Source organism: Pantoea sp. X-Soil-ISGK-275 (genome assembly GCF_059730795.1).
This window is the reverse complement of record NZ_AP035976.1, coordinates 3,667,213-3,681,303: the sequence shown is the minus strand read 5'-3', so window position 1 is coordinate 3,681,303 and position 14,091 is coordinate 3,667,213. Positions and strand designations below refer to the sequence as shown.

The window sequence follows — 14,091 nt, the reverse complement described above, 5'->3', positions numbered from 1 at the left end:
GTCGCCATGAATGGCGACCTGGAGCAATTACTCAGATTCTGAAACTGTACGACGCGGCTCGCGCTCGGCTTCAGCCTGGCATACGGCGGCGGTAAACAGAATATCCGTCGAGGAGTTCAACGCGGTCTCGGCGGAATCCTGCAGCACGCCAATAATGAAGCCCACCGCCACGACCTGCATCGCCAAATCATTCGGAATACCAAACATATTGCAGGCTACCGGGATCAGCAGCAGCGAACCGCCCGCCACGCCGGATGCGCCACAGGCACACAGCGACGCCACCAGACTCAACAGAATCGCGGTTGGCACATCCACCGAAATACCCAGCGTATGCACTGCAGCCAACGTCAACACAGTGATGGTGATCGAAGCACCGGCCATGCTGATGGTGGCGCCCAGCGGGATCGATACGGAGTAAGTGTCTTCATCCAGATTGAGACGCTTCGCCAGCGCCATATTCACCGGGATATTGGCTGCGGAACTGCGGGTGAAGAATGCGGTAACGCCACTCTCACGCATGCAGGTAAACACCAGCGGATAAGGGTTGCGGCGAATTTTCTGGAACACCAGCATTGGGTTGATCACCAGCGCCATAATCAGCATGCAGCCGAGCAGCAGCGCCAGCAGATTGGCGTATTCCCACAGCGCATCAAAACCGGTTGAGGCAAGAATGGAAGCGACAAGGCCAAAAATCCCCAGCGGCGCACAGCGGATCACGCAGCGCACCACCCAGGTCGCGGCATTTGACGCGTCATTAAGAAACGCTTTGCTGCTTGGGCTGGCATGACGAAACGCCAGGCCCAATCCCAGCGCCCATACCAGAATGCCGATGTAGTTGGCGTTCATCAGCGCTTCAATCGGATTCGACACCATGCTCATCAGCAAACCGTGCAGCACTTCGGCAATGCCCGACGGCGGCGTAATTTGCGTGGCACCGACGTTCATCGACAGCGTCTGAGGGAACAGATGGCTGAAGATCACTGCCACAACCGCAGCAAAGAACGTGCTGAGCAGATACAGCATGATAATCGGGCGGATATTGGTTTTCTGTCCCTGCTGATGGTTAGCGATCGAAGAAATCACCAGCACCAAAACCAGCAGCGGCGCGACGGCTTTCAGCGCACGCACGAACAGCTCGCCCAGCAAGCCAACGGCCAGTGCGGCATCGCGTGAGAACCACGCCAGCGCCACGCCCGCCACCAGGCCGATCATGATTTGTTTTACCAGGCTTCCTGCGAACAGCGCGCCCAGACGTCCAATAAAGTTGTTTTGCATATCACAGTCTTTTTATATTTGCGGTCATGAGTATTGTGCGCGGTTCAACCACCCACAACGGTTTGCCCGGCGGAGTATAAGGAAAAGAGCTTATGAGGAAAGAGAAAATTCTGTGCATGCGCGGCAGATCGGTTTTTTGATCTGCTGATGATGGGAAGTGTGACAGATATATAAAAGGTTAAGGTTGCCACTGGCGAAACAAAGCAGGGGCGATTAGCGCCCCTGCAGAAGATTATGGTGAGATCTTCTTCTGGTCGTTTCTGTGGTTTACCCAGGCGTTAATCAGCAGCGTACCGCCGAGAATCACGCCCACCACCGTCAGCGAGATGCCGACGGGAATGTGATAGAACTCGACGATCAGCATTTTGATACCGATAAACACCAGCACAATCGCCAGGCCATATTTCAGCATCGAGAAGCGCTCCGCCACGTTAGCCAGCAGGAAGTACATGGCGCGCAGGCCGAGAATCGCGAACAGGTTTGAAGTCAGCACAATGAACGGATCGGTGGTTACCGCGAAGATGGCGGGGATGCTGTCCACGGCGAAAATCACATCGCTCAGTTCAACCATGATCAGCACCAGCAGCAGCGGCGTAGCAAACAGCACGCCGTTTTTACGGGTGAAGAACTTCTCACCGTCCAGGCTATCGGTCATCCGCAGATGCTTGCGCAGCCAGCGCACCACCGGCTTGTCGCCAACCGTGCTGTCATCTTCCTCTTTCGCCAGCGCCATTTTCAGGCCGGTGAACAGCAGGAAGGCGCCGAATACGTAAAGAATCCAACTGAACTGGGTAACCAAATAGCTGCCAGCGAAGATCATGATGGTACGCAGCACAATCGCGCCCAACACGCCATAAATCAGCACGCGGCGCTGCAGGTTGGCTGGGACGGCGAAGTAGCTAAACAGCATCAGCCAGACAAAAACGTTATCCACCGCCAGCGCTTTTTCTAAAACATAGCCGGTGAGGAAAGCGAGAGTTTGCGCGGTAGCGACTTCGCGCCCGGCGGTGCCGTCGAGATACCACCAGAAGGCACCGCTGAACAGCAGTGAAACGGAGACCCAAATCAGCGACCAGACCGCTGCTTGTTTGAATGACATGGTTTGTGCGCCGCGTCGGCCCTGTAACAGCAGGTCGATCGCCAGCATGATGAGCACCACGACAGCAAAGCTGCCCCAAAGTAACGGTGTGCCAACTGAGTGCATAGTCGTATCCTTTTCCAGAAATAAAAAAGCGGCTGAAGTCAGAAGACGTCAGCCGCTTTGATCGTGCTGCAAGCAAACCTCGCCTTCCGGCAAGGTCTCACTTACAACTCAGAATAGGTTCCGGGTTGCCTGACGACCGGATGCGTTTCGCATATTGCGTTGCGCATCGTAATGACGATCAATCAGCTTACAAGTTACTCCCCTTTGCAGCGCTAAACATACGGAGTTCGATAATCGCTTTCAAGAGGGCGCCAGAAATGTTTTGCAATATTTACACTTCAGCCTGATCTGCCGGGAATACCACGCCGGTCTGGCGGCGAATTTCCGTGAGCAGTTGCGCCGTAATGCGCGAGGTTTCTAAGCCCGCATGCTCAACTTCACCGGCTTCCACCAATTTGGCGAAGGTTTCGGCTTCATACAGCATGGTGTTGATGTGCTGCGGCTGCGTCAGGTTTTGGCTCTCGCCGCCGCGCGGGATAAAGCGCAGTTGCTGGCATTCGGAGATCTTTTCAATTATCAGCGATCCCGCTTCGCCCTGAATCTCACTCGGGATCAGTGAATCGCTGACTTTTGAGTGCAACAGCGTGACATCAAAATCGCCGTAGCCCAGCACCGCCACGCCATGCGCATCAACGCCACTTTCCAGTAGCGAAGCTTGCGCTTTGACCTGCTGCGGCGCGCCCCACAAGTTGACAGCGGCGGCGAGGCAGTAAAAGCCGATATCCATGATGGAGCCGTTCGACCAGCGAGGATTAAAGGTATTTGGATTCTCGCCATCCAGATAGCGCTGATAACGCGAGGAGTACTGGCAATAGTTGATCAGGGCTTTACGTAGTTTGCCCAATTGCGGCAGCGTTTTTTGCAGCTGCAGGAACGTCGGCAGGCTGGCGGTTTTAAAGGCTTCAAACAGCACCACCTGATGCTGGCGCGAGCAGGCAATCATCGCCTCGGCTTCACGCAGGTTAGACGCCATCGGCTTCTCGCAAATCACATGCTTGCCGTGCGACATAAACAGTATCGCCTGCTCACTGTGCAGCGCATTCGGACTGGCGATATACACCGCATCAATCTCACTGCTGGCGGCAAGTTCATCCAGTGAGGTGAAGGTCAGCTTGCAGGGATAATCCACCACAAAAGCGTCGGCCTGCTGCTGATTACGCGAATAGACGCCGCTCAGCTTCATCTTGCCGGTTTCATGCGCGGCGTCGATAAACTGGCGGGTAATCCAGTTGGTTCCCACGATGGCGAAACGAATCACGTGCTGCTCTCCTGCTAAAGTAAAACGGCAGAGTAACATGTTCATCTGAGCGCCAGGCAGGCGAAATTTGATCCTGAGATCCGCATTCCAATATGATGATGCCGCACAACTTTTTAACCGACTTAGCGGGGACGCGCGGGTGAGTGGAAGTAAACATGCTCTGAACTGGACCACATTACTGATCGCCATCCCCGTTGGATGCGTGGCCTCGCTGGTGACGCTGGCTTTTCGCGGCGTGATCGATGTCATTAACCGCCTGCTGTTCAACAGCGATAACGAAATCACCGTGGCGATGCATGTCTGGCCGTGGATCTTCTGGCCGCTGCTGGTGGGCGCGGGTGGCGTTATCGCCGGTTTTTTCCTGCGCTATGCGGTGGCGATTGAGAAACAGGAAACGGTACAGACCGATTATCTGGAAGTTATCAACGCGCGCCTTGATGCGGTGCCGACCAAAACCTCGCTGTTCCGTGCGCTGTCATCGATTGCCAGTATCGGCAGCGGCGCGTCGATTGGTAAAGAGGGGCCGATGGTGCAGCTATCGGCGCTGAGCGGCAGTTTAATCGGGCGCTGGCTGCCCAAATCGCTCAATCTGCGCAACAGCGATATCGTGGCGATGGCCGCTGCCGCCGGGCTGTCGTCGGTGTATCACGCTCCGCTGGCGTCAGCGATATTTGTGGCGGAAATCGCATTTGGCATCTCGGCGCTGCAACGCTTGATTCCGCTGATTGTTTCGTCGGCGGTGGCGGTAATGACCATGTGGTCGCTGGGTTTTCGCAGCGCGCTTTATCCGTTATCCGAAGCGCTGTTCCAGATGGATATCAGCAGCTTGCTGATGACGTTGCTGATTGGTTTTGTCGCCGGTATCGCCGGTTGGCTGCTGATCAAACTGATTGCGCGCAGCAAGGCGCTGTTTGGCCGGGTGCGTTCGCTGCCGCTGCGGCTGGGCGCGGGGGGATTAGCAGTGGGCTTTCTGGCGCTGATCTCCACCGATATTCTCGGTAACGGTTATGAAGTGATCGTCAAAATCATTGATGGCCAATATCTGCTGATGGGTTTGCTGGGATTGCTGGTGTTAAAAACGCTGGCGACCACGCTGTCGGTGGGCTCCAACGCGGTGGGTGGGCTGTTTACCCCTTCATTATTGATCGGCGCACTGCTTGGCGTGGCGCTGGCGCAGATGGGCGTGCTGCTGCATTTACCGGTTGGCAATACCTTGCTGTATGCGGCGATCGGCATGGCGGCGGTGCTGGCGGCGGTCAGTCAGGCGCCGTTAATGGCGATGCTGATGGTGTTAGAGATGACGCTGAATAGCAGCCTGCTGTTCCCGATCATGATCGCGTCGGTGCTGGCCTCGATGGTGGTCTATCGCCTGCAATCGTCCAGTACTTATCCGGTGGTGAGCAGCCATTTCAGTCGTTCCGAAGCCAAGTATGATTTCGATAACATGCGCGTCGACCAGCTGATCATTCCCGGCGCCGCGCTGCAGCCGGAAGAGTCGGTAGGGCAGGCGCTGGCGGTGAGCTCACTCAAGCGTGAACGTTATGTGTATGTGATTAATAGCGAAGGGCAATTTCTCGGTGTGGTGTCGATTCACGATATCTCACGCAAGGTATTGTCGCAGGAGATCACGCTGCATTCGCCCGTTAGTAGCGTGATGGACAATAACTTTCCCTGCATTTATCAGAATCAAAGCATGCGCGAAGGCTGGGAAGCCTTTGCCCGCGTCACGCTTGAGCGCCTGCCGGTGCTGAATAACCCGCAGGAGCGCCGTTTTATGGGCGCACTGACCAAAACCAGTTTAATTCAAAAGGCGCAGGAGTTTCTTTAAGCCGCGTTGCCGCGCATCGCCTGGTCGGTCATCCACAAGCGGGCGTCAAACTCGAGCTGATGATAATCCGGTTCCATGTGGCAGCAGAGTTGATAAAACGCTTTGTCGTGCTCTTTCTCTTTAAGGTGCGCCAGTTCGTGCACCACGATCATGCGCAAAAACGCTTCCGGTGCGAGACGGAAGAAAGTGGAGATGCGAATCTCCGCTTTGGCTTTGAGATTGCCGCCTTGCACGCGCGAAATCGCCGTGTGTAACCCCAACGCGTGCTTCATTACTTTGATCTTATTGTCCCAAATCACTTTGCTCACCGGCGGCGCGCTGCGCATGTAGCGGTTTTTCAGCGCCTGGGTGTAATCATAGAGCGCGCGGTCGCTGACGATATTGTGCGTATCGGGATAGCGTTGCTGGAGAAATGAACCTAAACGCTCATGTTCGATCAGCGTCTGAACCTGCTCGAGGATGTTTTCAGGGTAACCCTGCAGATAGATTAATGACATTGGGATTCCCGGCGAAAGACAGTATACTGCGCCCCCTTTTTAGGGCGAAAATCGCGCAAAGTGTACCACGCCGGAGATTCCATGAGCCAACTTGAACTGACCAATCGCACGCTGACGCTGCACCGCTTCCCGCCAATGCGTGAGGAAAGCCCGCTACAGGCGTGGGATTCCGCCGATGAATACCTGCTGCAGCAAGCGCTGCCTGAGGGACCGGTATTGGTGTTCAACGACAGTTTTGGTGCGCTGACCTGCGGGCTGGGCGCACGTCCTGTGTGGCACGTCAGCGATTCGCTGCTGAGCGAACAGGCGGCAAAACAGAACCTGCGTCTCAATGAGATGGATGAAGATCAGGTGCACTTTATCGATAGCCTGGCGCCACTGCCCGCCGCGCCGGCGGTGGTGATGATCAAAATTCCCAAAGCGCTGGCGCTGCTGGAGCATCAATTGCGTGCATTGCGCGAAGTGATCACGCCAGACACGCTGATTCTGGCGGCGGCGAAAGCCAAAGATATTCACAACTCTACGTTGCAGCTGTTCGAGCGCATTTTGGGCGAGAGCAAAACCTCGCTGGCGTGGAAAAAAGCGCGTCTGATTTATAGCCGCTATACCGCGCCTCAATTAGCGGATCAGCCAGCAACCACCGTTTGGCCGCTGGATGATTCTGAATACCAAATCCACAACCATGCCAACGTGTTCTCCCGCGCGTCGCTGGATGTGGGCGCACGCTTCTTTATGCAGCATCTGCCTTTTGACATTGAAGGTGAGATTCTCGATCTGGGTTGCGGTAATGGCGTGATTGGTTTGCTGGCGCTGGAGCAGAACCCGAACGCGGACGTGCTGTTTTATGACGAATCCTACATGGCGGTGGCATCAAGCAAACTGAACGTGGAAGTGAACCGTCCCCAGGATATGGCGCGCTGTCAGTTCCGCGTTAACAACGTGCTGAGTGGCTTCCCGTCCGATCGCCTACACGCGGTGCTGTGCAATCCGCCATTCCATCAGCAGCACGCGGTGACCGATCATTTGGCGTGGCAAATGCTGCGTGATGCCAAACGTTGCCTGCAGTACGGCGGCGAGTTGCGCATCGTCGGCAACCGCCACCTCGGCTATCACGTCAAAATGAAAAAGCTGTTTGGTAACTGCGAACTGGTGGCGTCTAACGCCAAGTTCGTGGTGCTGCGTTCGGTCAAACTGCGTTAATTAGATACTCAGCGCCAGTTCAGTCGCCTGAGCTATGGCGCGGCGAGCATCCAGCTCCTGCGCCACATCTGCACCGCCAATCACCCGAACGGATTTACCTCGCGCGCTGAGCTGGTCCGCCAGCAGGCGCAGCGGTTCCTGTCCGGCACAAATCACAACGTTATCCACCGCCAGCGTTATCGCTTCGCCCTGATGACGCAGATGTAATCCGGCATCATCAATTTGCAAATACTCGACGTCGCCCCACATCTGCACGCCGTGCGCCTGCAAGCTGGCACGGTGGATCCAGCCAGTGGTTTTCGCTAAGCCTGCGCCCGGCTTGCCGGATTTGCGTTGCAGCAGCCAGATTTGCCGATCGGCGGGCTGTGGCTGTGGCGCAATCAAACCGCCACGCGCCTGCAGGCTGCGATCGATGCCCCAGCTTTGGTAGAAATCGTCATGGCTGGCTTGATGCAGCAGAAACTCGGCGGTATCAAAACCAATACCGCCTGCGCCGATAATCGCCACGCGTTTTCCCACCGGTTTTTTATCGCGTATCACATCGAGGTAGCTCAGCACGCTGGGATGATCGATGCCAGGAATCGTCAGCTGGCGCGGCAAGATACCGGTGGCGATAACCACTTCGTCAGCGGTTTCCAGTTCGTCTGTGGTGACGCGATGTTCTGTTTTAATCGTCACGCCCGCAGCAGCAAGCTGATGACGGAAATAGCGCAGCGTTTCGCTGAATTCGGCCTTGCCGGGAATCTGTCGGGCGATATTAAACTGCCCGCCAATTTGTGTGTCGGCTTCGTACAGCGTGACCTGATGGCCGCGCTCGGCCGCCTGCAGCGCGAATGCCATGCCGGCAGGTCCCGCGCCCACCACCGCTAACTGCTTTGGCTGTTCGGTGGCGATCACCGGCATCAGCGTTTCATGGCAGGCGCGTGGATTCACCAGGCAAGAGGTGACTTTGCCGACAAAGATTTGATCGAGGCAGGCCTGATTACAGGCAATGCAGGTATTGATGGCATCAGGCTGGCCGGTTTCTGCTTTACGAACGAAAGCCGCATCGGCGAGGAAAGGGCGCGCCATCGATACCATATCAGCGATGCCATCACGCAAAAGCTGTTCTGCCACATCGGGATGGTTGATGCGGTTAGTGGCAATGACCGGCACCGACACGCGCTCGCGCAGATGCTGGGTGACCCAGGCAAAACCGGCGCGCGGCACGCAAGTGGCGATGGTAGGAATGCGCGCTTCATGCCAGCCAATACCGCTATTAAACAGCGTAACGCCGTTCTGCTCCAGCGCTTGCGCCAGCGACAGCGTTTCCTCGAGCGAACTGCCGTTATTGACCAAATCAAGCATCGACAGGCGGAAGATGATGATGAAGTCGCTGCCGACAGCATCGCGCACCGCTTGCGTCACAGCTAACGCAAAGCGCTGACGTCGCGCCACATCGCCGCCCCAGTCATCCTCACGCTGATTGGTATGTGCCACCAAAAACTGGTTAATCAGATAACCTTCCGAACCCATAATCTCCACGCCGTCATAGCCGGCCTGTTGCGCCAGTTTGGCGCAGTGTGCGAAGTCCTGAATGGTTTGATGAATATCCGCATCGCTGAGCGCCTGCGGTGTAAAAGGATTTATCGGCGCCTGCAACGCCGAAGGGGCAACCAGGTCGCGTTGATAGCTGTAGCGGCCAGCATGCAGAATCTGCAGCGCAATTTTCCCGCCTTCTGCATGCACCGCATCGGTGATGATACGGTGCCAGTTGCACTGACTATCCTGGTTTAGGATCGCTCCGCCATGTGCCACCACGCCTTGCGGATTGGGCGCAATACCGCCGGTGACAATCAGCGCCACACCTTCGCGTGCGCGCTCAGCGTAGAAGGCAGCCAGACGTTCGGCACCTTCAGCATGTTCTTCCAATCCGGTATGCATCGACCCCATCAGGAAACGGTTTTTAAGGTGGGTGAAACCCAAATCTAGCGGGGCGAACAGATGGGCATAATGTTCAGGCATGATCACATACTCAGAAAGTGGTCGGATGAGTGAACTCTAGCGGGAATTTGCAGGGAAGGAAGTGTGTGGCGTTCAGCCTGTGAGAAGCATCAAAAAAAAGCAGGGCGGTAAGTCGCAGACGAAAGTATCGGACTTCTTTCGCCAGGCACGGGAAGAAACCTACTCGCCCTGTAATAGCATGAAGAAGGGGCTAATAAATTAGCTCTGTGGTTGTTAATTCCTTTATAACTCAATCTTTTTAAAAACTGTCCAGGGTAAGGACAAGGCACATCATGCCATGTCACTACACTGTTTATCCGCAAGACTAGTCTTGATTTTTCTTTTAGCACGCACCATTACGACGTGCGAGTTCGATAATATCGACCAGGTTTTTTGACTCAAGTTTTTGGAATATTTTTGTTTTATAGGTGCTGATGGTTTTGTTATTCAATCCTAATTCACAAGCTATGGTTTTATTCGACTTTCCCTGTGCAAGTTGCCGTAAAATCAAGTTTTCACGATCTGTTAAACGCGAAAGCATATCTTGTTCGTTCACGTAACGCTGACGTTTATCCAGAATGTCACCAGGAAGATAATTTACATTGTTAGATACACAGCCAATAGCAGCGATTAGCGTTTGAATCGGATCATATGTAGATACGAATCCGTTTACTCCCTGGCTAAGTGACTGTAATGAAACAGGGTTGTTCCCACTGTGGCCAATTAGGATAACTTTCATCCAGGTCTTGGATTTAACGATATCACGCAAAAAAGCAATACCGTTTTTCTCTTTGAAGTCCGGGGCCAATATGAGTATGTCGATGTGATGATGAATAATATCATCTATGCCTTCGTTAATTGTGTGCGCAGTAGTGACACAATTAAAACCGTTCATTAATAATAAAGCCTGCACGCCGGCGGCAACCAAACGATGCTCATCAACGATGAGGATTTTTGCATTAAACATATATCTCCCTTAACGGCACCGTAATGATGACGCTGACGGCCATTATGTCCGGCAGAATAATAGGGCGAACCGAGAAATGTCTCGATAAGATTATGATTCTAGGAATCTTGCTTATTTTTCAAGCGATGTTTCTCAAATTCATCCAATGACTCGTCGACACGGTTCATCTCTTGGATAATTTGCTGAATTAACGATTGTGAATTGTGCCCTTCCTCAAGGTGCTTTTCCAGCTTGCGGCCCAATTCAACCAGAACGGTAGCATTAAGTATTGCTGCTCCTCCTTTAAGTTTATGTCCAAGCTGCGACAATGTATTGGCATCATCCGTCTGCTGAAGTGATGCCACTAATTCATCGTGACTGCTTCGTATGCTGGTGAGTAATGCCAGGCAACCTTCTCTGTCTTGTTCGGCCAATTGTGTGAAAAGCTGCGGGTAAGAGGCAATACTCGGTTCTGATGGAGTTATTGACGTCACTAGCATTTCTGGTTGTAGGGCACTGCGACGGGTACAGCGTGCAACCTGCGTCAGTAAGCTCTCTAAATTTAGCGGCTTGAAAAGACAATCGTTCATTCCCGCCTGTAAGCAGCGTTGCATGATATGCTGCTCAGCCGATGCAGTCAGGCCGAATAACATAATCGGTGTTAATTGATGATCCTGCTCGTATTGCCGTAGCGCCTCAGTGAACTGAAAACCGTTCATACCGGGCATATTGCAGTCAGTAATGATAAGATCGAAGCGTAACGGATCCTGTTGCCATAATGTCAATGCTTCAGCTGCACTTTCACTCACCATGACTTGATGTCCGGCCAGTTCCAGCTGTTTGCCGAGCAGCAATCGATTGGGGGCGTGATCGTCAATGATCATCACCGAGAGCTTGTCTGACATCAGCGGCTGCGACAAATGAGGTTGTGTTTGATCCTGAGGTTCACCCGGCAAGGCACGGAAGTAAAAAGAGAATACCGCGCCCTCACCCGGCGAACTTTCTACAATTAACTCACCATCCAGTAAATGTGCCAGATTACGACAGATGCTTAGTCCTAATCCGGTGCCAATCTGCTGCTGCTGGCGATCGCCGACCTGTACAAAAGGTTCGAAAATGGCGTGCTGTTGATCTTCCGTCATGCCACAGCCTTGATCGCTAACTTCAATCACGAATTCGCAACCCTCCTCCTCTTGCGCGATGCCCTGCATGAGGACAACCGTAACAGTGCCGTTGTCGGAAAACTTAATGGCGTTGCTTATTAGATTAGAAAGGATTTGATTAAGCATTAATGGGTCCGTTTTCACCCAGTAAGCGGCAATATCCATTTCTATCCGCAATTCAAGGCCCTTAATCTCTGCTTTATTACGAAAAAGCGTGACTGCTTGATCAAGTACATCAGGAAGATAGATTGTTTCTAATGTTGGCTGATAAAGGCCGGATTCGATTTTCGACAGATCGAGAATATCGCCAATCAATGACAGCAGTGCGCGTGCTGAGTTATAGGCGACGCGGATATTCTCTGATAGCGAATCCGGTGGTTGTAAGCGAGTTTCTAATTCCAACAAGCCAATCATAGCGTGTAGTGGCGTGCGGATCTCATGGCTCATGCTGGCAAGAAATTCACTTTTGGAGCGGTTGGCTTTATCAGCCACATCTTTGGCGAGCTGTAACTCCTGCAACAGCGCATTGCGTTCAGTGACATCCAGCCAGCCTCCGATAACGCCTGCGACATCACCGTGCCGATCGCGAAACGGCAGCGTCCAGTGATAAAGCTGGAATGAAAGCTGATCAAAGTCCATATGGATGTCGCGTATGACGGCTTCGCCATCCAGTAACGTTTTCTGATAGCCATCTTCAATACTATGAATATTGGCGTTATTGCCTGTCAAAACGTCCGAAAGTCGTTTTCCGATGACCTCTTCGCGCCGGAAATTCATAAAATTCAGGTAGGCATTGTTGCAATCCACCAGCCGGGTTTGTTTGTCGCGAATATACATAGCAACGGGCGAATCATTAAACAGCGTATGGGTGAAATTGAGCTGATTTTTGAGCGCGTTTTCGGCCTGAATACGCTGTTGAATGACCTTACGCAGATGGCGGTTCCACAACAGAATCAGTGCTATCAAACCGGTTGAGACTGATACGATCAGCAAGATAATTTGTTTGTAGTTCTGCCAGGAAGCACTTAAAAACGGCATATCTGACTGACGCCACTGCGCCAGTAATTTGAACATCGTTTCCGGCGGAATTGCGATTAATGCTTTATTAATGATGCTAACCAGCATTTCATTACCGGGCTCTACGCGCATCACAAAGCGTGCCGGCTCGGCACCCAAAGTCGTTTCGACAATAAAGTCATCTGTATAATGGTTGTGGAGCAAGTTATCCGCAAAGATTTTTGGCAGCACTACCGCATCAATTTCTTGCGTCTGCAAAGCGCGTAAGGCCTGTAAAGGGTCATCGACGTAGGAGAGATTCAGATGGGGATAATGCAGCAGCATCCAATCTTTCATTTGCCTGTTGTTGAGCATGAGAGCAGAACCAAACGGGAAAGTATTCCGAGCCATAAGATTGCGGGGGCGCTTATGGCGAATAATAACCCAGTGTGAAACTAGCCAGGAGCGGGTGACCAACTGAGGAGGAATTTCATGGGTAAGCATCTCTAGTGCATACAGATGTGGAGAATGCTTATCGGCTTGATTACGGCTACTTTCTTCCTGAACTTCTGGATTGAAGGTGATGCCACTTAGGTTGGCAATAAGATCTAAGACGTCAATGATCATGCCGCGAAAGGGCATACCCCCGCTGCGACTGCTGAGTGGCGCGAGGGTTTGCGGTAGTGCGGTATTGATAAGTGGGTGTTCCTGTAGCCACTTCTCCTCTTCATGCGAGAGTGCTAGCGGATTACGTTGCAGCACATGGTACGTATCAAGCTGCCAGCGCTTCGCTATTTGCATTCGAATAGAGAGCGGAATTTGTGTTAGGGCAAGATTGATCGCATCGGCAAGTTGTGGATAACGCGGACTAATGCCAAAGCTAACATTAATCGCGAGAGAGTGATCATCTTTCGTGATTTCCAGCGCATTTGCGAACATAAAGCGATTGAGGTGCATAAGTGTGGCGGCGCTGCCCCAAACTCGCTCTGATTGACCAAAAACTGTCGCCGCGACAGCATCGTAGTAACCGGGAAAGCGAACCAAAACATCACTCTTATAAATCTCTTCCAAATGCGCACGCAGCAGTGCTGAACCTGACCAGGCCATACGATTAGGTTCATCATGATTGAGTTCATTGCGCTCTTCAGGATTAAAACCTATCGCTGCGTAATCCAGCATCCAGGGTTCGCTGGCGATCAATGATTGCGGCTCTGCGAGTGAGGGTTGATCCACATAGATCGCTAATAGATGCATTTCTCCGCTGGTTAAGGCTTCCAGGGCCGCGCTGTGGCTGGCGTAATGATGGATTTCTACCGTGGTATCCAGCATATTTTGAATTAGAGAGAGATAATCCGCACTTACGCCTTCGAATCGCCGCGTATCCATATCCATAAAAAAAGGCGGTTGTGGTTTCCCAGCTACGGCAACTTTGAGTACGTGATTACGAAACTCTGAAGTAATAGGCTCAGCCAGTTGCAAAGCAGGTTGAGCAGTATCATATCGCGCCAGTAATTGCAGTTTTTTCTCTGATGCTATTAATGAACATGAAAATAAAGCCAAAAAAAATACAGCTAACAAGCGAAAGGTATTAAGGTTGATTAGCACGCAGCCTTCTTAAAATATTCATTAATGTCAATCAGGACTATCGAGTATAAGGATATTGTTATCTTTCGCTCGCTCTATTCTTTTGCTGAGAATATTTTGCGACCATTCTCAAATATTTGATTTTTAGTGAAAGAGT

General features: G+C 52.6%; 9 protein-coding genes. 2 read left to right on the top strand and 7 right to left on the bottom strand.

The genetic code is table 11. The annotated features are described in order from the left end of the window. Positions 1-27: 27 nt before the first annotated feature. The 3 genes from sstT to AC6I8A_RS16975 form a co-directional block, all read right to left on the bottom strand. Positions 28-1,275, bottom strand: coding sequence for a serine/threonine transporter SstT (sstT, locus tag AC6I8A_RS16985; protein WP_256697548.1), 1,248 nt, complete (start codon positions 1,273-1,275; stop codon positions 28-30). Positions 1,276-1,507: 232 nt separating this feature from the next. Beyond that, on the bottom strand, positions 1,508-2,479 hold the full coding sequence (locus tag AC6I8A_RS16980; protein ID WP_293798256.1) for a TerC family protein: 972 nt from the start codon (positions 2,477-2,479) through the stop codon (positions 1,508-1,510). Between the two features lie 271 nt (positions 2,480-2,750). Then, complete coding sequence (locus tag AC6I8A_RS16975) at positions 2,751-3,737, bottom strand: Gfo/Idh/MocA family protein (RefSeq protein ID WP_497818963.1); 987 nt, start codon at positions 3,735-3,737, stop codon at positions 2,751-2,753. 139 nt (positions 3,738-3,876) lie between these two features. Between AC6I8A_RS16975 and AC6I8A_RS16970 the strand changes: the two genes are divergently transcribed. Next, entirely contained in the window at positions 3,877-5,565 is a 1,689-nt protein-coding gene (locus AC6I8A_RS16970; protein WP_256697545.1) for a chloride channel protein, read from the top strand. On the opposite strand, the gene AC6I8A_RS16965 is transcribed toward AC6I8A_RS16970, so the two are convergent. Continuing rightward, positions 5,562-6,062: a M48 metallopeptidase family protein gene (locus tag AC6I8A_RS16965; protein WP_008103482.1), complete on the bottom strand. Its 501-nt coding sequence runs from the start codon at positions 6,060-6,062 to the stop codon at positions 5,562-5,564. The two genes, AC6I8A_RS16970 and AC6I8A_RS16965, sit on opposite strands and share 4 nt — an antisense overlap. Positions 6,063-6,143: 81 nt before the next feature. Here AC6I8A_RS16965 and rlmG point away from each other — a divergent pair, with 81 nt between their 5' ends. Further along, positions 6,144-7,262, top strand: coding sequence for a 23S rRNA (guanine(1835)-N(2))-methyltransferase RlmG (gene rlmG / locus AC6I8A_RS16960; protein ID WP_497818816.1), 1,119 nt, complete (start codon positions 6,144-6,146; stop codon positions 7,260-7,262). Here the strand turns inward: rlmG and AC6I8A_RS16955 are convergent, their stop codons facing one another. The 3 genes from AC6I8A_RS16955 to AC6I8A_RS16945 all read right to left on the bottom strand — a co-directional run bounded on the left by AC6I8A_RS16955 (position 7,263) and on the right by AC6I8A_RS16945 (position 13,955). Then, positions 7,263-9,266, bottom strand: coding sequence for a 2,4-dienoyl-CoA reductase FMN-binding domain-containing protein (locus AC6I8A_RS16955; RefSeq protein ID WP_497818815.1), 2,004 nt, complete (start codon positions 9,264-9,266; stop codon positions 7,263-7,265). A 322-nt stretch (positions 9,267-9,588) separates the two neighbouring features. Beyond that, positions 9,589-10,212 carry a response regulator transcription factor gene (locus tag AC6I8A_RS16950; RefSeq protein WP_256697541.1) on the bottom strand — a complete coding sequence of 208 codons (624 nt, stop codon included), beginning with the start codon at positions 10,210-10,212 and terminating at the stop codon, positions 9,589-9,591. A gap of 98 nt (positions 10,213-10,310) precedes the next feature. Continuing rightward, on the bottom strand, positions 10,311-13,955 hold the full coding sequence (locus AC6I8A_RS16945; protein WP_497818814.1) for an ATP-binding protein: 3,645 nt from the start codon (positions 13,953-13,955) through the stop codon (positions 10,311-10,313). Positions 13,956-14,091 lie beyond the last annotated feature (136 nt).

What these genes read in the sequence shown, in the direction of transcription:
- AC6I8A_RS16980 (WP_293798256.1), bottom strand. Translation starts at nt 2,479, where the DNA reads ATGCACTCAGTTGGCACACCGTTACTTTGGGGCAGCTTTGCTGTCGTG.
- AC6I8A_RS16955 (WP_497818815.1), bottom strand. Translation starts at nt 9,266, where the DNA reads ATGCCTGAACATTATGCCCATCTGTTCGCCCCGCTAGATTTGGGTTTC.
- rlmG (WP_497818816.1), top strand. Translation starts at nt 6,144, where the DNA reads ATGAGCCAACTTGAACTGACCAATCGCACGCTGACGCTGCACCGCTTC.
- AC6I8A_RS16965 (WP_008103482.1), bottom strand. Translation starts at nt 6,062, where the DNA reads ATGTCATTAATCTATCTGCAGGGTTACCCTGAAAACATCCTCGAGCAG.
- AC6I8A_RS16950 (WP_256697541.1), bottom strand. Translation starts at nt 10,212, where the DNA reads ATGTTTAATGCAAAAATCCTCATCGTTGATGAGCATCGTTTGGTTGCC.
- sstT (WP_256697548.1), bottom strand. Translation starts at nt 1,275, where the DNA reads ATGCAAAACAACTTTATTGGACGTCTGGGCGCGCTGTTCGCAGGAAGC.